The 21,698-nt window shown below is 60.3% G+C and carries 20 protein-coding genes; 8 read left to right on the forward strand and 12 right to left on the reverse strand.

What is annotated here, in order from left to right:
* Positions 1-257: 257 nt before the first annotated feature.
* A complete protein-coding gene (locus BW686_RS05490; RefSeq protein ID WP_084915171.1) occupies positions 258-1,661 on the reverse strand; it encodes an FAD/NAD(P)-binding protein in 1,404 nt (467 codons plus the stop codon).
* Positions 1,662-1,724: 63 nt separating this feature from the next.
* Positions 1,725-2,294, reverse strand: coding sequence for a helix-turn-helix domain-containing protein (locus BW686_RS05495; protein WP_084915173.1), 570 nt, complete (start codon positions 2,292-2,294; stop codon positions 1,725-1,727).
* Between the two features lie 122 nt (positions 2,295-2,416).
* Between BW686_RS05495 and BW686_RS05500 the strand changes: the two genes are divergently transcribed.
* The 7 genes from BW686_RS05500 (at position 2,417) to BW686_RS05530 (ending at position 9,580) form a co-directional block, all read left to right on the forward strand.
* Positions 2,417-3,340, forward strand: coding sequence for a DMT family transporter (locus tag BW686_RS05500; protein ID WP_084915175.1), 924 nt, complete (start codon positions 2,417-2,419; stop codon positions 3,338-3,340).
* Positions 3,341-3,498: 158 nt separating this feature from the next.
* Positions 3,499-6,417, forward strand: a complete 2,919-nt coding sequence (locus BW686_RS05505; RefSeq protein ID WP_084915178.1) for a monovalent cation/H+ antiporter subunit A — start codon at positions 3,499-3,501, stop codon at positions 6,415-6,417.
* Positions 6,417-6,761: a Na+/H+ antiporter subunit C gene (locus BW686_RS05510; protein WP_003380836.1), complete on the forward strand. Its 345-nt coding sequence runs from the start codon at positions 6,417-6,419 to the stop codon at positions 6,759-6,761. The genes BW686_RS05505 and BW686_RS05510 overlap by 1 nt, the downstream gene beginning before the upstream one ends.
* The gene (locus BW686_RS05515) at positions 6,758-8,443 is read left to right on the forward strand and encodes a monovalent cation/H+ antiporter subunit D (RefSeq protein ID WP_084915180.1); all 1,686 of its coding nucleotides are present in this window, start codon (positions 6,758-6,760) and stop codon (positions 8,441-8,443) included. The genes BW686_RS05510 and BW686_RS05515 overlap by 4 nt, the downstream gene beginning before the upstream one ends.
* Positions 8,440-8,928 carry a Na+/H+ antiporter subunit E gene (locus tag BW686_RS05520; RefSeq protein WP_084915182.1) on the forward strand — a complete coding sequence of 163 codons (489 nt, stop codon included), beginning with the start codon at positions 8,440-8,442 and terminating at the stop codon, positions 8,926-8,928. Before BW686_RS05515 ends, BW686_RS05520 begins: the two co-directional genes overlap by 4 nt.
* Positions 8,925-9,203: a K+/H+ antiporter subunit F gene (locus BW686_RS05525; RefSeq protein ID WP_005771169.1), complete on the forward strand. Its 279-nt coding sequence runs from the start codon at positions 8,925-8,927 to the stop codon at positions 9,201-9,203. The genes BW686_RS05520 and BW686_RS05525 overlap by 4 nt, the downstream gene beginning before the upstream one ends.
* Complete coding sequence (locus tag BW686_RS05530) at positions 9,200-9,580, forward strand: Na+/H+ antiporter subunit G (protein ID WP_084915185.1); 381 nt, start codon at positions 9,200-9,202, stop codon at positions 9,578-9,580. Before BW686_RS05525 ends, BW686_RS05530 begins: the two co-directional genes overlap by 4 nt.
* A 19-nt stretch (positions 9,581-9,599) precedes the next feature.
* Here BW686_RS05530 and BW686_RS05535 read toward each other — a convergent pair whose 3' ends face one another.
* The gene (locus tag BW686_RS05535) at positions 9,600-10,067 is read right to left on the reverse strand and encodes a hypothetical protein (RefSeq protein ID WP_084915187.1); all 468 of its coding nucleotides are present in this window, start codon (positions 10,065-10,067) and stop codon (positions 9,600-9,602) included.
* Between the two features lie 430 nt (positions 10,068-10,497).
* On the opposite strand from BW686_RS05535, the gene BW686_RS05540 reads away from it, so the two are divergent.
* Positions 10,498-10,737 (forward strand): DUF2789 domain-containing protein, encoded by a 240-nt coding sequence (locus tag BW686_RS05540; RefSeq protein ID WP_084915190.1) that lies wholly within the window; start codon positions 10,498-10,500, stop codon positions 10,735-10,737.
* Positions 10,738-10,758: 21 nt separating this feature from the next.
* Here BW686_RS05540 and BW686_RS05545 read toward each other — a convergent pair whose 3' ends face one another.
* From BW686_RS05545 to BW686_RS05585, 9 genes are all read right to left on the reverse strand, one after another.
* Positions 10,759-12,243, reverse strand: a complete 1,485-nt coding sequence (locus BW686_RS05545; RefSeq protein WP_084915192.1) for a T6SS phospholipase effector Tle1-like catalytic domain-containing protein — start codon at positions 12,241-12,243, stop codon at positions 10,759-10,761.
* A gap of 239 nt (positions 12,244-12,482) precedes the next feature.
* A complete protein-coding gene (locus tag BW686_RS05550) occupies positions 12,483-14,096 on the reverse strand; it encodes a methyl-accepting chemotaxis protein (RefSeq protein WP_084915194.1) in 1,614 nt (537 codons plus the stop codon).
* A gap of 292 nt (positions 14,097-14,388) precedes the next feature.
* Entirely contained in the window at positions 14,389-14,793 is a 405-nt protein-coding gene (locus BW686_RS05555) for a TraR/DksA family transcriptional regulator (protein ID WP_002554078.1), read from the reverse strand.
* A 303-nt stretch (positions 14,794-15,096) separates the two neighbouring features.
* The gene (locus BW686_RS05560; protein WP_084915196.1) at positions 15,097-16,122 is read right to left on the reverse strand and encodes an ABC transporter permease; all 1,026 of its coding nucleotides are present in this window, start codon (positions 16,120-16,122) and stop codon (positions 15,097-15,099) included.
* 47 nt (positions 16,123-16,169) lie between these two features.
* Positions 16,170-17,747, reverse strand: coding sequence for a sugar ABC transporter ATP-binding protein (locus BW686_RS05565; RefSeq protein ID WP_084915198.1), 1,578 nt, complete (start codon positions 17,745-17,747; stop codon positions 16,170-16,172).
* 67 nt (positions 17,748-17,814) lie between these two features.
* Positions 17,815-18,744 carry a sugar ABC transporter substrate-binding protein gene (locus tag BW686_RS05570; protein WP_084915201.1) on the reverse strand — a complete coding sequence of 310 codons (930 nt, stop codon included), beginning with the start codon at positions 18,742-18,744 and terminating at the stop codon, positions 17,815-17,817.
* A 68-nt stretch (positions 18,745-18,812) separates the two neighbouring features.
* Complete coding sequence (locus BW686_RS26765; RefSeq protein ID WP_179149187.1) at positions 18,813-18,983, reverse strand: hypothetical protein; 171 nt, start codon at positions 18,981-18,983, stop codon at positions 18,813-18,815.
* A gap of 729 nt (positions 18,984-19,712) precedes the next feature.
* Positions 19,713-20,732, reverse strand: coding sequence for a Gfo/Idh/MocA family protein (locus tag BW686_RS05580; protein ID WP_084915203.1), 1,020 nt, complete (start codon positions 20,730-20,732; stop codon positions 19,713-19,715).
* A gap of 65 nt (positions 20,733-20,797) precedes the next feature.
* Positions 20,798-21,658 (reverse strand): sugar phosphate isomerase/epimerase family protein, encoded by an 861-nt coding sequence (locus tag BW686_RS05585; protein WP_054086599.1) that lies wholly within the window; start codon positions 21,656-21,658, stop codon positions 20,798-20,800.
* Between the last annotated feature and the right edge of the window lie 40 nt (positions 21,659-21,698).

Here is a 21,698-nt window from a genome sequence, read left to right on the forward strand (position 1 = left end):
GCTGCACCGAGAGCTGACGCGGAGCGTCACGAACGGCATTCCTACGCTGGAGCGTGAGGAACGATTGGCGTCCGGCAGAACACTGTCGTGCCCATGCTCCGCGGCGCGGCGCCGAGAGCTGAAGCGGAGCGTCACGAACGGCATTCCCACGCTGGAGTGTGAGGAACGATTGGCGTCCGGCAGAACACTGTCGTGCCCATGCTCCGCGTGGGTATGCATTTCCGGACGCTCTGCGTCCTCTTCTGAGCACGCAGCGCTTACGACAAACGCATCGCCAGGGCCTTGGCCTGGATCGCAACGTCGGTGACTGCGGTGCTTTCCCACCACAGGCCGCGCAACGGCGGGCCGATGGCGAACAGGCGTGATGAGCGCTGAACCTGCGCATCCAGCACCGCGCCGCCGGCATCGGCGGCGATTCCCAGCGCCAGCGGCCCGGGCTGAATCAGGCCTCGTGCCAGCAACTGACGAGGCAATGGGCGATCCACGCGACGCCAGTCGTATTGAATGCCGGTGGAGTTGATCAGAGCATCGCCAACAATGTGTGTGGGTGTACTGTCGCCACGCCGACGAACGCTGATCTGCACCTGACCTGAAGGCAGGCGCGCAACGTCCTGCAACGAAGCGGCCTCGATATGCAGCCGCCCTTGCCTGACCAGACGCGCCAGCAGTGCTGCACTCGGGGGCGGCGAACGATGGTGATGGCTCTCCCACCACGGTCGCACATGGCGCACAAACTGGCGCCGCTGCACGTCGGAGGCCTGACTCCACAGCCTGCCAACGTTGCCACGCACGGTGTCCAGCGGAGCCTGCCAGTCAATGCCGCTTTCAATCGCCAGTTCGCACTGCTCACGCACCGTGCGCAACAGTTGCCGGGGGCTGCGGATGTTCGGGTTCTGCGCCAGAAAGTCGGCCCAGTCGGGTGGCTGACGGCGTACATGTGGCAGCAGGCCGTGACGGGAAAGGACCTGAATCGGCCCGCGATGCCCGGCTTTCTCCAGAGACACCACGGCGTCGACCATGGTCAGCCCCGAGCCGATGATCAACACCCTCGCCTGAGGGTCGAGCTGTCGCATGACGCTCACGTCCCAAGGGTCCAGCGCCGCTGCATTCAGCCCGTCTGACTCGCGCTGGGGTGTACGCGAGGCCGCGTACATGCCGGTCGCCAGCACCGCCTGGCTGCCGCGCAGTTCACGACCGTCAGCCAGTGTGATGCTCACACCTTGCTCATTGATCTGCACGTCCACCGCCTCGCCCTGCACATGCCCGACCGTCGAGCCAAAGGCTTGGCCGGCGACACTGGCCTCGCGCAGGCGTTGCTGCGCGTACAGCCCGAACACCCCGCGCGGCGGAAACAGTTCGGCGACCGGTACGTTCTGCTCTGCCGCTTCAGGCCAGCCGCCCTCGGCCAGATACCCCGCCAGCCACTGCGTCAGGTCATCCGGATTGTCCGGGTCGACACTCATGCGCGCCGCGTTGCCATTGAGCGTATGCCCCGGCTCTGTCGCACTGTAAGCCTCACCCCTGCCCAGTTCGCCGCGGGTTTCGATGATCAGGATTCGGCGTCGGCCCGGCCTGCGCAACAATTGCGCCGCCAGCATTGCACCGCTCAGGCCGCCACCGACGATGAGAACATCGGCCGTCTGGTCAGGGTTATCAATCATCGGACAGCGCCTCGGCAGGGTTGCAATAAAAGGATTGCGATACAGGGGATGCGATCAAACGGGTCAGAGCACCACATTGCGCACAAAACGCAAAGGCACGTCAGCTTCATTGCAGTAACGGTGCGGCTGATTGCTGGGAAACATGAAGAACTCGCCCGGACCGATTTGCTGCGCGGCACCTGGCTCGGAAAAACGCAGGGTCAGATGCCCTTCCACGACATAGACCTGCTCGCTCCAGCCGTCGGGGTCGGCTTCAGAACCGTAAGCATCGCCGGGTTCCAGGCAGAACTCCCACAGCTCGACCTCGCGGCGTGCTACCGCCTTGGCCAGCAGCACCGCCTTGCTGCCGACGATCGCACCCGCCCAGGCCAGTTCGTTGATACGACTGTGATCGCGATTTTCGGGGGCCTGAATCAGATCGCTGAAGGCCACCTCCAGCGCCTCGGCTACCCGATCCAGCGTGGCCAGACTGACATTCTTCTCTCCAGCCTCAATCGCGACCAGCATACGGCGACTGACCCCGGACTTGTCGGCCAGGGCCGTCTGACTGAGGTCTGCGGCGTTACGCAAACGCCGCACATTCTGACTCACATGCTGCAGCACGGGCGCGCGCCCGGAATTTTCTTTGTGCATGGTAGTGCTCACATCAAACCGTTGCGCATTATAATGCCCACCCCAAGAAGGCTATCAGCGTGTTCAGCCTCTCATCACAGGCCTCGCAGCCACAGAACACTTCACAGGAGTCCGGAGCTGACATGAAGTCTATCAGCCGCATACCCCGCATCAGCAAGGCAGAAGCCGTTCTGATTCTGATCACCATGCTCTGGGGCGGCACGTTTTTGCTGGTACAGCATGCAATGACGGTCAGCGGCCCGATGTTTTTCGTCGGCCTGCGCTTTGCCGCAGCTGCGCTTATCGTAGCGCTGTTTTCACTGAAGGTGCTGCGCGGGCTGACCCTTCTTGAACTCAAGGCCGGCCTCTTCATCGGCACCGCGATCATGCTCGGCTATGGTCTGCAGACTGTCGGGCTGCAGACCATCCCCAGCAGCCAGTCCGCCTTCATCACCGCCCTCTACGTACCGTGCGTCCCCTTGTTGCAATGGCTGGTGCTCGGACAACGACCGGGGTTGATGCCCACGCTGGGGATCATCCTCGCCTTCATCGGGCTGATGCTGGTCTCAGGTCCGCAAGGCACGTCCCTGAACCTCAGCACCGGCGAGATCGTGACGCTGATCAGTACGGTGGCGATCGCGGCTGAAATCATCATGATCAGTGCCTACGCTGGCAAGGTCGATGTGCGTCGAGTCACCGTGGTGCAACTAGTCACTGCTTCACTCCTGGCGTTTTTGATGATTGTGCCCACTCAGGAACCCCTGCCCGGGTTTTCATGGTTGCTGATAGGCAGCGCGGTGGGACTGGGTGCGATGAGTGCGGCCATCCAGATTGCCATGAACTGGGCGCAGCGAAGCGTCTCGCCCACCCGGGCAACGGTGATCTATGCCGGTGAACCGGTCTGGGCCGGGATTGTCGGAAGACTGGCCGGTGAGCGATTGCCGGGCATTGCCCTGCTGGGGGCGGCACTGATCGTGATCGGAGTGATCGTCAGCGAAATGAAACGACGCCCTGCTCCCGAAGGCCGGGCCGACCTTGATGAAAAGGGCGCGCGCACTGTCGAATGAGGGGTGCGCACCGTTTGCCATGATGCACGCTGGCTGCAGCAATCATGGGTAGCCTAAAAATAGCAGACACTTTTTGTAGGAAATTTCGGAAACCCTTTCTTTGGTATCGGGATGCTGGCACGTATGATGCTTGACATTCCCCTGCAGGTTAGAAGCCTATGTCCCTGATAGTTCTACTGCTTCTGCCTTTCATCGGCAGCTGTCTCGCGGCCTTTTTGCCGCACAACGCGCGTAACGCAGAATCCCTCCTGGCCGGTCTGGTGGCCCTGATCGGCGCCGTTCAGATGGCCTTGTGGTTCCCGCAGATTGCCGACGGCGGTGTGATTCGCGAAGAGTACTTCTGGCTGCCAAGCCTGGGCATGAACTTCGTGCTGCGCATCGACGGCTTCGCCTGGCTGTTTTCAATGCTGGTGCTGGGCATCGGCGCGCTGGTCTCGCTTTACGCCCGCTATTACATGTCGCCGGACGACCCGGTGCCGCGCTTTTTCGCGTTTTTTCTGGCATTCATGGGCGCCATGCTGGGCCTGGTGATGTCCGGCAACCTGATTCAGATCGTGTTTTTCTGGGAGCTGACCAGCCTGTTCTCGTTCCTGCTGATCGGGTACTGGCACCACCGCGCCGACGCGCGGCGCGGCGCCTACATGGCGTTGATGGTCACAGGTGCAGGGGGTCTGGCCTTGCTGGCAGGCATGATGATTCTCGGCCACGTGGCAGGCAGTTACGACCTGGACCGTGTACTGGCCTCCGGCGATGCCATTCGCGCGCACGCGCTGTACCCGGTCTTGCTGACCCTGATTCTGATTGGCGCACTGACCAAAAGCGCCCAGTTCCCGTTCCACTTCTGGCTGCCGCACGCGATGGCTGCGCCGACACCGGTTTCGGCTTATCTGCACTCGGCGACGATGGTCAAGGCCGGGGTGTTTCTCATGGCCCGGATGTGGCCTGCGCTGTCCGGCACCGAGCAATGGTTCTGGATCGTCAGTGGCGCAGGTGCCTGCACGCTGATTCTCGGCGCGTATGCGGCCATTTTTCAGAATGACCTGAAAGGTCTGCTGGCCTACTCGACCATCAGTCACCTGGGCCTGATCACGCTGCTGCTGGGCCTGAACAGTCCGCTGGCGGCGGTCGCGGCGGTGTTTCACATTCTCAACCACGCCACGTTCAAGGCCTCGCTGTTCATGGCGGCGGGCATCATCGACCACGAAAGCGGAACCCGTGACATCCGGCGTCTCAGCGGGCTGGTGAAGCTGCTGCCCTACACCGCGACGCTGGCGATGGTTGCCAGTGCATCGATGGCGGGCGTGCCGCTGCTTAACGGGTTTCTGTCGAAAGAGATGTTCTTCGCCGAAACCGTGTTCATTTCCGCCACTGCCTGGGTAGAGATCGCGTTGCCGGTGATCGCGACCATCGCCGGGATATTCAGCGTTGCGTATTCCCTGCGGTTCACCGTCGATGTGTTCTTCGGCCCAGCGGCCAAGGACCTGCCGCACCTGCCCCATGAGCCACCGCGCTGGATGCGTGCGCCGGTCGAACTGTTGGTGCTGACCTGTCTGGTGGTCGGGATTTTCCCGGCGCAATCCGTCGCGCCCCTGCTGGCGGCCGCTGCACGCCCGGTGGTGGGCGGCACGCTGCCCGAGTACAGCCTTGCCATCTGGCATGGCTGGAACCTGCCGATGGTCATGAGTCTGGTGGCGATGGCGGGGGGTATCATCCTCTATCTGCTGTTGCGCAAGCCCCTCAAGCACGAGCGCATCACCGCCCCGCCGCTGGTGGGACGGCTCAACGGCAAGCGCTTCTTCGAACGCAGCCTGGTGGTGGTGATGCACTGGGCGCGCCGGTTCGAGCGCAAGGTGAGCACTCGCCGCTTGCAGCCGCAGTTGTTTCTGCTGGTACTGGCGGCGGTGCTGGGCGGCTTCATTCCAATGTACTTCAGTGGCCTGACCTGGGGCGACCGCCCGAAAATTCCGGGCTCCGGGGTGTTTGGCACGCTGTGGCTGATCGCGATTGCCTGCGCAATCGGTGCCGCATGGCAGGGTAAATACCACCGTCTGGCGGCACTGGTCATGGTCAGCGTGTGCGGCCTGATGACGTGCATCACGTTCGTCTGGTTCTCGGCACCCGATCTGGCGCTGACCCAACTGGTCGTGGAGGTGGTCACCACCGTGCTGATTCTGCTCGGCCTGCGCTGGCTGCCGCGACGCAACGAAGACGTCGCACCGCTCAGTGCCCGCCTGCGCGCGCGCACCCGGCGTATCCGTGACTTCGGGCTGGCGGTTCTGGTGGGTCTGGGAATGGCGACACTCTCCTACGCCATGCTGACCCGTCAGACCCCCAACGCCATCTCGTCCTTCTACCTGAGCCGCGCGCTGCCACAAGGCGGCGGCACCAACGTGGTCAACGTGATGCTCGTGGATTTCCGTGGCTTCGACACGTTTGGCGAAATCACGGTGCTGGGGGCAGTGGCGCTGACCGTGTTCGCCCTGCTGCGACGCTTCCGTCCGCCGAAGGAAAGCATCTTGCTGCCTGCACAGCAGCGCCTGCTGGCCCGCGACGTGGTGACTGACTTGGTCAACCCGCGCAGCGCCAGTGACACCGCGCTTGGCTTCATGATGGTCCCGGCCGCACTGGTCAGGCTGTTGCTGCCGATTGCCTTCATCATCTCGATGTACCTGTTCATTCGCGGTCACAATCAGCCGGGCGGCGGTTTTGTTGCCGGTCTGGTGATGTCTGTGGCGTTCATCCTGCAATACATGGTCGCCGGTACGCAGTGGGTCGAAGCGCAGATGAGCTTGCGACCGCTGCGCTGGATGGGCACCGGCCTGCTCTGTGCGGTGCTGACCGGCGCCGGGTCGATGGTGTTGGGCTATCCGTTCATGACCACGCACACGGCGCATGTCGACCTGCCGATCCTGGGGGATATTCATATCGCCAGCGCATTGTTCTTCGACGTTGGCGTGTACGCCGTGGTAGTCGGCTCGACGCTGCTGATTCTCACTGCACTGGCTCACCAGTCGGTGCGCAGTCATCGCCCGACGCAAATGCCCAAGCCTGTCGCCAACCCGCAAGGAGTCCTCTGATGGAAGAAGTCATCGCAACCGCCATCGGCGTACTGGCCGCCTCGGGCGTCTGGCTGATCCTGCGGCCACGTACTTTTCAGGTCGTCATGGGGCTGTGCCTGCTGTCCTATGGCGTCAACCTGTTCATCTTCAGCATGGGCAGCCTGTTCATCGGCAGAGAGCCGATCATCAAGGACGGCATTCCTCAGGACCTGCTCAATTACACTGACCCGTTGCCACAGGCGCTGGTGCTGACCGCGATCGTGATCAGCTTCGCCATGACCGCCTTGTTTCTGGTGGTATTGCTTGCCTCCAGGGGCCTGACCGGCACCGACCATGTCGATGGCCGGGAGCCCAAGGCATGAGCTGGATCAATCAACTGATCATCGCGCCTATTCTGCTGCCGTTGCTGACGGCCGGGCTGATGCTCTGGCTGGGCGAAAAGCATCGACCGCTCAAAGGGCGCATCAACCTGTTTTCCAGCATGCTCGGGCTGGGCATCTCGGTGGTGCTGTTTTTCTGGGTACAGCAAACGGGCAGCAGCGGCTCCATCGGTGTCTACCTGCCGGGCAACTGGGGCGTTCCGTTCGGTATCGTGCTGGTGGTGGACCACCTGTCGGCCTTGATGCTGGTACTGACCGGTATTGTCGGCGTCTGCGCATTGCTGTTCGCGCTGGCCCGCTGGGACCGGGCCGGTGCCAGTTTTCACGCGCTGTTCCAGATTCAGTTGATGGGGCTTTACGGTGCGTTTCTGACCGCCGACCTGTTCAATCTGTTCGTGTTCTTTGAAGTGCTGCTCGCCGCGTCCTACGGCCTGATGCTGCATGGCTCCGGCCGGGCGCGAGTGTCCACCGGCCTGCATTACATTTCGATCAACCTGCTGGCTTCGTCGCTGTTCCTGATCGGCGCGGCGCTGATCTACGGGGTCACCGGAACGCTCAACTTCGCCGACCTAGCGATCAAGATTCCACAAGTGTCGGAAGCCGATCTGGGCCTGCTGCATGCGGGCGCCGCCATTCTGGCCACAGCTTTTCTGGCCAAGGCAGGCATGTGGCCGCTGAACTTCTGGCTGGTGCCGGCCTACTCGGCAGCCAGCGCGCCGGTGGCGGCCATGTTCGCGATCATGACCAAAGTGGGCATTTACACCCTGCTGCGCTTGTGGACGCTGCTGTTCTCCGGCCAGGCAGGCGCGTCGGCCTTCTTCGGTGGCGAATGGTTGATCTACGGCGGGATGGCGACCATCTTCACGGCCGCAATTGCGATCATTGCGGCCCAGCGCCTGGAGCGCCTCGCCAGCCTGAGCATCCTGGTTTCGGCAGGCATCCTGCTGTCGGCCATCGGGTTTGCGCAGCCAAGCCTGACGTCGGGCGCACTGTTCTATCTGGTCAGCTCGACGCTGGCGCTGAGCGCCATGTTCCTGCTGGGCGAGTTGATCGAGCGCTCCCGGTCAGCCAACGAGATCCCGTTGGAAGACGATCTGGACCAGTTGCCACGCGCCCTCGAATCGCTGCACCCGCCGCCCGGCACCAACCTGGACGACGAGCAGAAAGCCGTGGTCGGGCAGGTCATCCCTATCACGATGGCGTTCCTCGGCCTGAGCTTCATCGCGTGCGCATTGCTGATTATCGGCATGCCACCGCTGTCGGGGTTCATCGGCAAACTCACTCTGCTGAGCGCCCTCATGAACCCTCTGGGGCTGGATGTCGCACAGGACGAAGCGCTGTCGCCCCCATCCTGGATGCTCATCGGCCTGTTGATCTTTTCCGGGCTGGCGTCACTGATCGCCTTTTCCCGACTGGGCACCCAGCGTTTCTGGACGCCCCACGAGCGCCCTTCACCGCTGCTGAGGCGCAACGAATGCCTGCCGATCATCATCCTGCTGGGGTTGTGCATCGCGCTGACCTTCAAGGCCGAACCCTTGCTGCGCTACACCCAGGACACCGCTGCGGCCCTGCACGAGCCTAAACAGTACGTGCAGTCGGTGCTTGCCACACGCCCGATACCCGGACCGACCAGCCGTGAAGTGAGCGCGGAGGGGCAACCATGAAACGTCTGTTCCCCGCCCCGATTCTGTCGCTGGCCCTCTGGCTGCTGTGGCTGGTGTTGAACCTGTCGATCAGCCCCGGTCATCTGTTGCTGGGCGCAGTGCTCGGCTTTCTGGCGCCGATACTGATGGCGCCGCTGCGCCCTCTTCCGGTACGCATTCGCAAACCCGGCACAATTCTGAAGTTTCTGTGGCGGGTAGGACGGGACGTGGTGGTGTCCAACCTTCAGGTCGGTGTCAGCGTATGGCGGCTCGAAAGTCGTCCGCCACGCTCGGCCTTCGTGCGCATTCCTCTGGACCTGCACGATGCGCACGGCCTTGCCGCGCTGGCAATGGTCACGACGGTGGTGCCCGGAACGGTCTGGTCAGAGCTGGCGCTGGATCGCAGCGTGCTGCTGATGCACGTCTTCGATCTGGAGGATGAGGCGCAGTTCATCGAGCACTTCAAGACCACCTATGAGCGACCGTTGATGGAGATATTCCAATGAGTGCATTGCTCGACAACGCGATCCTGATCAGCCTGCTGATCTTCGCCCTGGCAATGGTGATCACCCTGATTCGCCTGATCAAGGGGCCGTCGGCGCAGGACCGGGTACTGGCGCTGGACTACCTGTACATCATCGCCATGCTGATGATGCTGGTACTGGGCATCCGTTATGCCAGTGACACGTATTTCGAAGCCGCCATGCTGATTGCCCTGTTCGGCTTCGTCGGCTCGTTTGCACTGGCCAAATTCCTGCTGCGCGGAGAAGTGATCGAATGACCGGACTGCCCTATACCGTGCCCTTCTGGGCCGAAATACTCACGGCCGGGCTGCTGATCACCAGCAGCCTGTTCGCCTTGACCGGGGCGCTCGGGCTGTTGCGCCTGAAAGATTTTTTTCAGCGCATGCACCCGCCGGCCCTGGCGTCGACGCTGGGGGCCTGGTGCGTGGCGCTGGCGTCGATCATTTACTTTTCTGCGCTGAAATCAGAACCGGTGATTCACGCCTGGCTGATTCCGGTGCTGTTGGCGATCACGGTGCCTGTGACCACCCTGCTGCTGGCGCGTACGGCGCTGTTCCGCAAACGCATGGCCGGTGACGACGTACCTGCGGAAGTCAGCAGCGGCCTCGCCGACGGGGAGTCGGCCGGAGGCTAAAACACGTGCCAGGCCGGCGTTACTCGCTGGCCTTGAAGCTCAGCTCGCCCTTGCGCCATTTGGCGGCCTTGCCTACCGCGCCCTTGAGCGTCTTGCTCATGCCGGTCATCAGTTGCTCTTTTGCCGCAAACACCATGACCACAGCATGACCTTCCTTGAACACAATGCCGTGGCCTTCGGGGATGTCGACGAAGGCGTATTCGCCCAGCCCGTAGACCGTCATCTTGATTTCACGGAATTTCAGTTCGAGCTTGCCACCCTCACGACTCGGCAGCACGGAAGCCCGAAAATGATCGCCGACCTTCAGTTCAAGACGCGGTTTGTCATCGACCACCAGGGCGGTTTCGGTGTCGATTTCAGCGATGTAGATGCCTTCGGCTGATTGTTCGGTGACGTAGACAAAACGGGATTGAAACTGCTTGACCAACTGTGCGCGAAGATCGCCGAGCACGAACAAAGCATGGGTATCCAGGTTACTTACAGCCAAAGTACAAACCCTCAAACATGAAAATGAGGCTGCCTGATGTCAGGGCAGTCAAGAAAATGATTCATCCATAAACCGCGTCGAGCGGCCGCAGAGCTTACGGCACGCTGCACGCAGGAGCGCAGCCGCGCATACCTTGTGCAGGCGGGTGGCGGATTCTACCGGCTCAGGGCGTCTACGGGATATATACCTTTTGTACACAACGGTGTCGCAGCAGCGGCGAACCGGGAAATACCGGACAGGCTGGCCATCGCTCAGGGGCTGTACGAGATCAGGCCCTGGACATGACAGGTGTCAGCGGCGGTTGAAACATACCACTTGTGTGCAGCGTACAAAAGGCCATCTTTTCAGCCCGGTAAATGCATCGAACTCTTGCGCGCATCAGTCACTCCCATTAAGGACTAACGGGGATACCCCTCGTCGAGGAGATGACATGGAACTGACCACCAACACCATGAAAGACTTGTTCGATCAATTGGGACTCGACTCTGACGACCGAAGCATTGATGAATTCGTCGCCAGCCACCAACTGCCCAATGAAGTAAAAGTGGTCGAGGCCGACTTCTGGTCAGAATCGCAGGCCAGATTCCTGAAAGAAGAACTGCATAAAGATGCCGAATGGGCACCTGTGATCGACGACCTCAATGTGCTTTTGCATGACGCGCCTGAGTGATTCACCCAGGCGTTATTGATTTCACTGCGGATAACCGGGCTGGCACACGTTTGGATGCGATACCCGGCCGCCCGGCTCTGGCGCGTGTACGAACACGGCATCACCCAGGGTGCCCAGCCTGCCCACTGCCGCACTCCAGTGGGCTGACTGGTGAATGTAGCGCCAGCGCAATACCTGTTCTTCATGAGGGTTCAGCCTGTAAGGACCGCCTTTCGCATAGTCGATCAACTTGAGCGCAATGCCTTCAAGCTCGGGAGGAAGCTGGAATTCCGGGCTGAGCGGTATCGGGCCGAACGGCACGCCTTCATCGCACGCCAGTGTGTGCATGATTCTCAACGAGACCCTCGACAAGTGCCCGAACACCTGGCGGTTCATACAGACTGCCGCAGCAATCGCCCTCATTCCATTCATGGATCGCCTGCGCGGATAGCACCTGCTTTCGCATGCCTGTACCTGCAATGACGCCTGCCGGTCAAACGGGTCAATCCACCGCTCAGCGTTCAGCGTGGCCAATTCCCGTTGTGCGTCTTTCCAGCTCGGCGCCATGTGCGGAGGACTGTCCCGGCTCACGCTACTGATACGCGGGCGAGTCAGCATCACGCTTTCTTCCATCTGCGGCGGATAACCACCGCCAATGTCGGAGTGCGCGCCGGGCAGAATGATTTCCCGGGGCCATGCCGGCCGCACGCTGTTGAGCGCAAAATTGCGCCGGGACTCATCGCGCGCCACCAGATGCAACACCTGCTGGGCACACCCCGGCGGCAGGTAAAGGTTGACCCGCCTGTTACTGGCATCTCGGGTATTGCCCAGGTCCTTGAAGCTGCCGATGGCTGCAACCGTGTCAAACAGACCGATAACCTTGAGCCGCACACTCTCGTTCTTCCAAGCGAACGTCTCGCCAAGGCGCACTTTGCGGCTTTCAAGTATCGGGTCGAGCATGCCCGCGCCCTGCTTCAATATTTCATTGGCAAAATGCCGGGCTGATGCTGCGCCGCGACTGAAACCGAAGACATCCAGTTCAAGCATTTCCAGCACGCAATCAGGGTTGTCTTGAGGGAATTTCTTCAACGCCGACGCCAGCTTTCGAAAAGCGTTTTCCACTTTGGATATCACGCCGGTGGCTCCCCGGCCAAAACTTTGGCCGGGCCATATCGAATCCCGCCCACCGGACGTCGTACCGGCGCCGCTTATATAAATCGGGTAATACACTTTCAAACCGGTGCCGTCATTCCCCGCGACCGGCTGCCGTCGATAGAGACTGACCAGCCTTGCTATATTGCTCAGGTCATTACCGTAACTACTGCCCGGTTGAACATGACGGCCTGCGCACTCTTTGATGTGCTGCCCGTCGTTGATTTCAATCAATGCCTGACAGTCAGCCCCGATCTGGCTGTTGACGCGATTGTTTCCCGTGCCGTCAAAGAAAACCCCTATGCGGGCGGTCACCCGGCGCGATAATGCAAAGGGCGTAGAAGCGGGTGATTGAAGATTCCATTCATGGTTCATGACTTTTCCGTCCGTAGAGGCAGCCCATCAATAGGCTGCGTTTAAATCAACCTGTCCATACAGTTGATTTAAACAGCTTGCTCAACGACACCGAACAGTCAAGCCACATGGAGTCTTTTCAGAAGTCCCCTACAAACTAAGTAGCCATAACCAAACAAACGATAAATAATCACCTACACCTAAACATCACTAAACAGATACTTGCCTCACAAGACCGGTAGTTACATCAACCGGTCTTGTCATTGTGACGAACGATTTTGCGGCTTGTACCCGAGGCGCAAACCACCCCAGTGTCTTCCGTTGATCATGATCGGCACCGACAGGTCGTGCATCAGTTCGCCGGTGTCTCGGGTGTAGGTTTGCAGCAATACGGGCTGTTGATGGCTGCCGCAACGAATGCCCGTGCGATCATCGAACTTGCGCTTGCTGCGATTGCGCGCATTGTCCACCGCCGGATCGCCGGTCAACGGCTGGCTGAAGGCATTGTTGTGAGTCGGTACGTAGCCCTGCTGCGTACAGGCGATGGCGAACACCAGCCCCTCGTGCCGGGGCAGCAGAGGCTCCTGCAACCCTGGCAGCACCTGATCGGTGTAGCGGTCGAAACGCGTTGTGAAGCGGGTTGGCGAGGTATTGGCGACAGGCTTGTACGTGCGATCAAACAAGTCATCCAGACTGACGCGTCCCTGCTCGACATCCGCCTCGAACCGGGCGGCAATCGATCGCGCACCTTCGCGAGCCAGATCGTAGATACGCTGGTGATAATCATCCAGGCCGACCTGAGCCAGGCGCTGGCTGATGGTCTCGGCCTGGCCTTCCATCTGCACGGCGGACCTGGCCAGTTGCCAGGTCTGTTCATCACTGACCGCCAGATCACTGCGCATGTGTTCGACGGCGTCGAACAGGCTCGCCAACTGATCCTGATTGCTTCTGGCGCCCTGAGCGATTTCGCCGACCTGACTCTCCAGTTCGACCGCCAGACGAGCGATGTTACCCAAGTGCTGGCCAGCCAGCTCGACCTGCCCGACCCCGGTGTCCAGCCCCGACGACAGTTGACGAATCTGCTCAACGACCTGCGCGGTACGCTGCTGGATATCGGCCACCATTTGCCCGACCTCCCCGGTGGCGCTGGCCGTGCGCCCCGCCAGCCCGCGCACTTCATCAGCCACCACCGCAAAACCACGACCGTGTTCCCCGGCGCGGGCAGCTTCAATGGCGGCATTGAGCGCCAGCAGGTTGGTCTGGCTGGCAATCGACTGGATGACCATCGTCACCCGCTGGATCTCTTCACTGCGCTGGCTCAGCGCCTCGATCAGCTCACGGCTGTCGATGGCACGCGTACTCAACTGGTGCATGCGTTCGATGGACTCATTCAGCACGCTGCTGCCCGACTCGCTGCGCTGCCGCGCTTCACTGGCGGCAACCAGAGCCTGCTGGCTCAACTGCGCGGTCTGCTGCTCGGTAGCGATCATGTGTTCGGCACTGCTGACCACCTGCTCGGCAGCACTCAACTGCGACTGCACCTTGCCGGCCAGTTGCCCCACGGAAAATGCCACCTGGGCGGCCGAGAGCGCGTTATGACTGGTGGTACGGGACAGGTCGCGAGCCAGCAACGCGATGCCGCTGTCGTCCGCTTCGGCTGCCGAAACCACGCCGCGCTTGCGAGACAGGCGCGGCAGCCAGATCACCAGCAAGGTGATCGGAACAACCACATAGAGAGACAGACCGGTGACGGTCATCGCAGCCAATAGCAGGCCTAACACCACGCTCTGCACCGCTGGCAACCACCACGTGGATACGGCATCGGGAGCATCGACCCGCGGTAATCCGGCGGCCATGGAAAGGTTCTCGGCCATGCTGCGTCACCCCGTCGTTATTTATCGTTATGGAATCCATTAAACGCTAGATAACAGCCAAGTGCCATGACCTGATGGTCGTATCTCTGCGTACGACTATCCCCCTCGCGGATGACCGTCACGAGGTCTTCCACCCCTAAAGGCTCAGCCGGGTGAAATGAACAGTTGCCACGAACAGCCCGGTACTCAGTGCTGTAACTGTCACATCAAGCCACCAAAACCCGGGCACAACAAAACCGGGAGGCAATTTCTTGCCTCCCGGTGGTTTCACTCAGCCGCTGTTGCCTGCGTATCAGGCCTGGCGCTGGTGCTTGTCGATCTGCTCGTGGCGCTCTTGCGCTTCGATGCAGTACTTGGTGGTCGGGCTGATCAGCAAGCGCTTGAGGCCAATAGGCTCGCCGCTGTCATCGCACCAGCCAAACGTGTCGTCGGCAATGCGCGAAAGGGCCATTTCCAGCTGGGGCAGCATGCGCTGATCGCGATCGATCACGTTGACCAGCCAGTGACGCTCTTCTTCAACCGAAGCAGCGTCGGCAGGATCGGCAGGCGTGTCCAGGCTCTCGATGGCAATGCGGCTCTGCTCGATTCGCTCGTGGATCTCGACCTTCATGCCCTGCAACAGCTCGACGAAGAAAGCGTGCTGCTCGGCGTTCATGTAGTCATCGGCCGGCATGGCCAGCAACTTTTCCTTTGTCATTTATTTCTCTATAAAAAAACGTGCATTGAGGAGCGGCTCGACGTTGCCGTGCAAGCCAATAATCTCCAAGCGCCACCTGGCACTCAATTTACGAGGGGCGGCAGTCTAAGGCCGGCTAACGGGCGCGGCAACACAATTGAAGGGATTTCGTACAACAATCGCACCAAACCCCCTTAAATGCGGGTATCCACCTTGCCGCGCAGGCGCCCTGATGAGGCTCTGACCCATAGACGCTTCATCGGTTCCGGCGATATTCAATGCAAAAAAGGGCCTGAAACAGGCCCTTTGACGCAGCATCGGAGCTTAGCGCTTGGTCTTGCGCTTGTTGCGATATTGATCGATTACCACCGCCGCGACAATGATCAGGCCTTTGATAATGTCTTGAACATAGGCGTCGACCCCGACAAAGGTAAAGCCGCTGGCCATTACCCCCAGAATCAGCGCTCCGATCACGGTGCCCGTGATCCTGCCGACCCCACCGGAAAGGCTGGTGCCACCGATCACCGCAGCGGCGATCGCATCCAGTTCATAGGACATTCCCATCCCGGCCTGCCCTGTCGCGGCACGCGCCGATGCCACGACCCCCGCCAGCCCGGCCAGCAGCCCGGCGATGCTGTAGACGATGATCAGGTGACGCTTGACGTTGATCCCGGAAGTCCGCGCAGCCTGCATGTTGCCGCCGATGGCGTAGGTGTATTTGCCGTACTTGGTGTAGCGCAGGGCAATGTGAAAGATAACCGCGACCACCAGAAAGATGATCACAGGCATCGCGCCCTGCCCGATGGCCGTGTAGGAGTCAGAGAGCATGCTCACCGGCTGGCCTTCGGTGTAGAAGCGCGCCAGGCCGCGCGCGGACACCATCATCCCCAGCGTGGCGATGAACGGCGGGATTCCGGTAATCGCAATGATGCTGCCGTTGATCGCACCCGCCAACAGCCCCACCCCCAGGCCGACCACCACCGGTATCCACACGGGCAGGTCGGTCAGTGACGGAAAGACCGCGCGGGAGAAGTCAGAGGTTTGTGCCAGGCTTGCGGCAATCATAGCCGACAGCGCCAGCACCGAGCCGGATGACAGGTCGATGCCTGTCGTGATGATCACCTGAGTCACGCCGATGGCCAACAGCCCGATGATCGACACCTGAAGAATCATCAGCACCAGGCGCTGCGAGTTGAGCAGGAAGCTCTGGTCGCGAACGATCCAGCCAAACAGTTCGAACACCAGTCCGATCCCGATCAATACCAGAAAGATGCTGAGCTCCGTCGGCAGCCGTCGTTTGCTTCTGGTTGGTGCCAGGGCTGGTTTGTTTTGCAGAATCGCGTTGCTCATGTTCGTTACCCTCTTGTTCTTCTTCTACCGAGCACTGTTTCGCACACTCAATGAACCCGGTGGCCGGAGGCCAGATGCATGACTTTTTCCTGGGTTGCTTCGCTGCGGTCAAGAATCCCCATCATTTCCCCTTCGTGCATGACCATGACCCGGTCACTCATGCCCAGCACTTCCGGCAGTTCCGAGGAGATCATGATGACGGCCATGCCTTCGCTGGCCAGCAGCGAGATCAGCCGGTAGATTTCCGCCTTGGCGCCTACGTCGATGCCGCGTGTGGGTTCGTCGAGAATCAGGACTTTGGGATGGGTCATCAGCCAGCGTGCCAGCAACGCCTTCTGCTGATTGCCGCCGGACAGCGTGTCGATGCACTGTTCCAGCGACGGAGTTTTTACCCGCAGCTTCTTGCACATGTCTTCGCACAGCGCACGCAGGGCCTTCTGCTGCACGAAACCGTTGCCTGCGTAGTTGGCCAGCACGGCCATCTCCATGTTTTCCATCACTGACAGGCAGGGGAACAGGCCGGTCAATTTGCGATCCTCGGTCAGCAGGGCAAAACCCAGCTCGATGGCCTGATGCGGATCGCCGATACGCACGGTCTTGCCTTCAAAGCAAATCTCGCCGCTGTCGCCGGGGGTGATGCCGAACAGGGTTTCCGCGACATTGGTTCGCCCCGACCCCATTAACCCGGCAATACCCAGAATTTCACCGGCACGCAGGTCGAAACTCACGTGCCGAAAGATGCCGTTCAAACCCAGATCATTGACCGACAGCAGAACGTCGCCTGCCGGCGTGTCACGCTGCGAGAACAATTGAGTCAGTTCACGACCGACCATCATCGAAATCAGACTGTCGCCGTCCATGCTGTCGGCACGCTGCAGGCCGATGTAGGCGCCGTCGCGAAAGACGGCCACCTCATCGGCAATCTTGAACACTTCGCTCATTTTATGGGTGATGTAGATGATGCCTTTGCCCTGCGAGCGCAGGTCGGCAATGATCGAAAACAGGTGGGCCACTTCGGTTTCGGTGATGGCCGAGGTGGGCTCGTCCATGATCAGCACGTCTGAGTCGTAGGACACCGCCTTGGCAATCTCCACCATCTGCCGCTCGGCAATGCTCAGGTTGCCCACCAGTTCCTCGGGATCAAGCCTGATCCGCAAGCGCTCCAGCAACTCGGCAGTACAGCGGTGCATTTCCCGGTGGTCGACCATGTGCAGGCCGTTGAGCTGCTCGCGACCTATCCAGATATTCTCGGCGATACTCATGAACGGCATCAGGTTCAGTTCCTGATGGATCATGGCGATGCCGGCCTGCAGCGCCGACAGTGGCGTGTCGAAGCGGACCGGTTTGCCGCGCAAGCGGATTTCGCCAGTGTCGGGCTGATAGATGCCGGCGATGATCTTCATCAGCGTGGACTTACCGGCGCCGTTCTCGCCCATCAATGCCAACACACTGCCAGGGCGCACACGCAACTGAACATCATTGAGTGCGATAACGCCGGGAAAGCCTTTGCTGATGTGGCTGATTTCCAGCAAATACGGCGATGGGGCCTCCGGCACGGAACCTTTCACGTCACTGGAAGACGGGTCAATCGGTGCGGGCGGATGGGCAGTGGCAGAACCGGACATGATCAAACACTCCTTGAGCGGCGGGCGCGGGACGGTCGCTGAACCGCCCCGTGCCTGCCGACTGTTGTTATTTGAAAGTGGAGACGTTTTCAGGCGTGATCAGGCGATAAGGAATAACGATTGCCTGGGGTTCGACCTTCTCTTTTTTGGCCATTTTCACGGCGGCATCAATCGCCCCGTCGGCCTGCCCCTTGGCATCCTGATAAACCGATACGGCCAGGTCGCCCTTGGTCACGGCATTGAGCCCGTCGGGCGTGCCGTCGACGCCTGCGACAAACACCGTGCCTTTCTTGACGCCCGCCTGTTTCAACGCCATTGCCGCGCCAATGGCCATCTCGTCGTTGTTGGCCAGAACGGCGTTGAACTCCCGACCTTGAGTGACCCAGTCATTGGTCAGGTCCATGCCTTTCTGACGCAGCCAGGTGCCGGTCTGCTCCTGATCGATCTTGATGTTCGGGTATTTGGCCAGTACCTCTTTCACCCCTTTGGTGCGGTTTTGCGTGGAGTTGTTGGCCAGGTCGCCCAGCAGGATCATGACACTGCCCTTGCCGCCCATTTTGTCGGCGACGTACTGCGCTTGCAGCCGACCCGCCTCGACATCGTCCGAAGTCACGGTCGCAACACCTGCGGGCAGTTTCGGATCGTCAGGGCGACGGTTGACGTAGACCAGCGGAATGCCGGCGGCCACCGCTTCCTTGGTGATGCGGGCGGTGGCGGCAGTGTCCACGGGGTTGACGATAAGCGCGTCGACTTTCTTGTTGATGAGTTCCTTGACCTGATCGATCTGCTTGTTGACGTCTGCCCGGGCATCGACAAATTGCAGCGCCACGCCGTCTGGCATGCTTTTGGCCTTGGCATCCATGTCCTGACGCAGGTAGGTCAGCCAGGTGTCGTCGAACTGCGACATGGCCACCCCGACCTTGATATCGGCCAGTGCAACGCCGCTGCCGAGCATCAGGCCAAGGGCCAGTGAGGTGAACGCAAACTTGTTCTTCATGAGGGCTGTCTCCAGATTCTTGTTGTTGTTCGGATCGGATAACACGTGGAAGCGCTGTAAAAGGCAGGTCAGCGAGGCAGGCGGATGCCCGTCGCACCCGGAATGCAGAACAGTTGCGCGTCCTTGTGGCGCACGCACATGCCGCGAGCGACGATCGTGAGAAAGCGCTCCATGAGCCGGATCCAGAATGACGGGGTGACAGAACGCATGGCGGTCAGGCCAGAGGTAGGGGTTTTCATCGACAGTACCTATCTTTTGTTTTGTTTTTGTTAGCTTGCTTCCCGTGGCCTGAAATGATTTCTAAGCCCGGGTGATTCGATAGTCGGTAACCTGAAAACGACTCTATTGGAAAATATTTTCCAATTCAACTGATTTTAGAATTTTATTCCATTTCATTTTCAGTCAGCGCAGAAATGCCAAAACCCGACGCGTGCCAGATGTCGGGTTTTGACTATCGTGTCGTCGGTATGCGGTTCGTGATGCTGGTTCTGCTATGTCAGTGATGTTTGGTTACGGCTCAGGTCACCTTTGCGCCCCTTGGGCGAACAGCATCAAGCGGAGTAGAGATACTTGTGGGAGTGAGCTTGCTCACGAAGCCCCTGGTCCGAACACCCTATTCCTGGAGGCTGTACCGAACTGTTCTCCGCATCACACAGCGGTTCTGCGATGTCAGTTGGATATGTTTACGGCTCAAGGCACCTTTTCGCCCCTCGGCGACCTACTTTGATGGGGCCAAAGTAGGCAAAGCCCCTGGCTCCGTTTCCGGCCCGACTTCGTCGGGTTCCTTCGCCCTGGCACTTACGTCGCAATCTGCGTCGTCAGTGCCATCGTGGTTGAAAAGCACATGACTATCGTGCCGACGCTCCGCGTGGGCATGCAGTTCGTGACGCTCTGCGTCACACAGCGGTTCTGCGATGTCAGTGATGACTGGTTACGGCTCAGGGCCAGTGAATCATGGGTATGTAGGTCTACAGCACCACAACCCTTCCTTCGCGGGCGCTCAGGCGGGCGGCGTCCATGACCTGCGCTGATGCGATTGCATCGTGAGGGTTGACCGGGTTACTGCCTTGCTCGTCCACGGCACGTTGCAGTTGCTGGTAGAACTCAAGCCAGCAGCCCCGCTCCGAGGGCACGCGCTCGCGGTGATCGCCCTGTTCGAACCAGCCCCAGCGCCGATGCTCTTCGACGCCCCAGCGCTCGCCTTCAGACCGTGGCGTCAGCCCGGCAAACGCTGCGTCTTCCTGGCCGTCCAGCCCGTCGACGCTGTAACAGCCTTTTGATCCACTGACCCGGAAACGCGGTTTCGGGCTGCTTTGCAGGCAACTGCCGGACAAATGCGAGACCACACCATTGGCGTGGGTCAGCGCGACGAAAAACGTGTGGTCCAGTCCGTCGTCCCCAGGGGCGAAGCGCAACTCGCCATACACCCGTTCGACCGGACCGAACAGCACCAGCGCCTGATCCACCAGGTGACTGCCCAGGTCGCGCAACATGCCCCCACCGCTGGCCTTGCCGACAGAGCGTGGCGAATAGCGCTCGATACTGGACTCGAACCGGCTGATCTCGCCCAGCGCCTGGCTGTCGATCAATTTACGCACGGTGAGGAAATCGGAGTCCCAGCGCCTATTCTGATAAACACTGAGCAACACGCCACGTTTTTCGGCCGCCTCCACCAGTTCACGCGCCTGCGCGGCGTCATGGGCAAAGGGTTTATCGCTGACCACCGCCACGCCCAGCTCGATAGCCTCCAGAATCAGCGCCCGCCGTGAGGCCAGCGGTGTGGAAATCACCACCACATCGACCCCGGCCGCCACCAGTTCAGCCAGTGTGTCGAAGGTCGCAACGCCGGGATGGTCATTGGCCACGTCCTGTTTTCGTTCTGGCGAACGGGTAACCACACCTGCAAACGTGGCACCGGGCACACTTGAAATCAGCGTCGCGTGAAAGTAACGCCCCCCTTTGCCGTAGCCCACCAGCCCTGCTCGCATGGATATCTCCTGTGGTCCATGAACGTCAGGCCGTAGCCATCGGTTGTGTATTCACTGCCACTGTATCAGCGCAGCAACTCGCTTTTGACCCGTTCGAGCATGAATCGGCTCGACTCGTCAGCGCGCTCTTCCCAGGCAAATACGGCCACCGTGGCGATGCCGTCGAACTTGATGTCCCTGAGCGTCGAGAAAAACGCCTCCCAGTTCACTTCGCCCTGCCCGATGTCCAGATGCTGATGCACCGTCGCCGTCACGCCGGGCGGGTTGACGATGTAGCGCAGGTTGGAAGAGGCCCGGTGATTATAAGTGTCGGCAATGATCAGGTGCGTGAGTCTGTCGCCTGCGTAGCGGAGCATGGAGGCAATATCCCCCACGCCGTCATCGTAGAAAAAGGTGTGGGGCGCGGCGTACAGGTAGTTGATCCAGTCACGATCAAGCCCGCGAATGATGTCAACCGACTCGTTGTTGCGCTCACAGAAGTCATACGGATGCGCCTGGATATCGAGCTTTATACCTTCGCGCTCGAAATGCGGCATCAGTTCGTCCATCGACTTCATGAACTGGTTCTCGCAGACCAGCGCATGATCGGATTGCCCGCTGAACTCGGTGTTCATCAGGTCGCAGTCCATTTCCACAGCCACCTGAATGGCGCGTTTCCAGTTGCGTACCGCAGCAATACGCAGGTCCTCATCCGGCGCAGCCCAGTGATACAGCGGCAACAACGAGGAGAGTTTCACACCTGCATCGCTGAGGGCTTTGCGAAACTCCCGGATCCTCGCCCGATCCACGCGCGGGTATTTGTAAAACGGCATGAAGTCTTCACGCGGTGACAGCTCGATGTAGTCGTAACCCAGCTCTGCGGTTTTATCGACCATCGCCCCGAGGGACAGATGGCGGTACATGTAAGGGTCCAGTGCAATACGCATGATGCCTCCCTTTTATGCTTGTCGAGAGATGTCTCGGTCG

Origin of the sequence: Pseudomonas syringae (assembly GCF_002157375.1) — a bacterium.
GTDB lineage: Bacteria > Pseudomonadota > Gammaproteobacteria > Pseudomonadales > Pseudomonadaceae > Aquipseudomonas > Aquipseudomonas syringae_T.

What these genes read in the sequence shown, in the direction of transcription:
- BW686_RS05490 (WP_084915171.1), bottom strand. Translation starts at nt 1,661, where the DNA reads ATGATTGATAACCCTGACCAGACGGCCGATGTTCTCATCGTCGGTGGC.
- BW686_RS05495 (WP_084915173.1), bottom strand. Translation starts at nt 2,294, where the DNA reads ATGCACAAAGAAAATTCCGGGCGCGCGCCCGTGCTGCAGCATGTGAGT.
- BW686_RS05500 (WP_084915175.1), top strand. Translation starts at nt 2,417, where the DNA reads ATGAAGTCTATCAGCCGCATACCCCGCATCAGCAAGGCAGAAGCCGTT.
- BW686_RS05505 (WP_084915178.1), top strand. Translation starts at nt 3,499, where the DNA reads ATGTCCCTGATAGTTCTACTGCTTCTGCCTTTCATCGGCAGCTGTCTC.
- BW686_RS05510 (WP_003380836.1), top strand. Translation starts at nt 6,417, where the DNA reads ATGGAAGAAGTCATCGCAACCGCCATCGGCGTACTGGCCGCCTCGGGC.
- BW686_RS05515 (WP_084915180.1), top strand. Translation starts at nt 6,758, where the DNA reads ATGAGCTGGATCAATCAACTGATCATCGCGCCTATTCTGCTGCCGTTG.
- BW686_RS05520 (WP_084915182.1), top strand. Translation starts at nt 8,440, where the DNA reads ATGAAACGTCTGTTCCCCGCCCCGATTCTGTCGCTGGCCCTCTGGCTG.
- BW686_RS05525 (WP_005771169.1), top strand. Translation starts at nt 8,925, where the DNA reads ATGAGTGCATTGCTCGACAACGCGATCCTGATCAGCCTGCTGATCTTC.
- BW686_RS05530 (WP_084915185.1), top strand. Translation starts at nt 9,200, where the DNA reads ATGACCGGACTGCCCTATACCGTGCCCTTCTGGGCCGAAATACTCACG.
- BW686_RS05540 (WP_084915190.1), top strand. Translation starts at nt 10,498, where the DNA reads ATGGAACTGACCACCAACACCATGAAAGACTTGTTCGATCAATTGGGA.
- BW686_RS05545 (WP_084915192.1), bottom strand. Translation starts at nt 12,243, where the DNA reads ATGAACCATGAATGGAATCTTCAATCACCCGCTTCTACGCCCTTTGCA.
- BW686_RS05550 (WP_084915194.1), bottom strand. Translation starts at nt 14,096, where the DNA reads ATGGCCGAGAACCTTTCCATGGCCGCCGGATTACCGCGGGTCGATGCT.
- BW686_RS05555 (WP_002554078.1), bottom strand. Translation starts at nt 14,793, where the DNA reads ATGACAAAGGAAAAGTTGCTGGCCATGCCGGCCGATGACTACATGAAC.
- BW686_RS05560 (WP_084915196.1), bottom strand. Translation starts at nt 16,122, where the DNA reads ATGAGCAACGCGATTCTGCAAAACAAACCAGCCCTGGCACCAACCAGA.
- BW686_RS05565 (WP_084915198.1), bottom strand. Translation starts at nt 17,747, where the DNA reads ATGTCCGGTTCTGCCACTGCCCATCCGCCCGCACCGATTGACCCGTCT.
- BW686_RS05570 (WP_084915201.1), bottom strand. Translation starts at nt 18,744, where the DNA reads ATGAAGAACAAGTTTGCGTTCACCTCACTGGCCCTTGGCCTGATGCTC.
- BW686_RS26765 (WP_179149187.1), bottom strand. Translation starts at nt 18,983, where the DNA reads ATGAAAACCCCTACCTCTGGCCTGACCGCCATGCGTTCTGTCACCCCG.
- BW686_RS05580 (WP_084915203.1), bottom strand. Translation starts at nt 20,732, where the DNA reads ATGCGAGCAGGGCTGGTGGGCTACGGCAAAGGGGGGCGTTACTTTCAC.
- BW686_RS05585 (WP_054086599.1), bottom strand. Translation starts at nt 21,658, where the DNA reads ATGCGTATTGCACTGGACCCTTACATGTACCGCCATCTGTCCCTCGGG.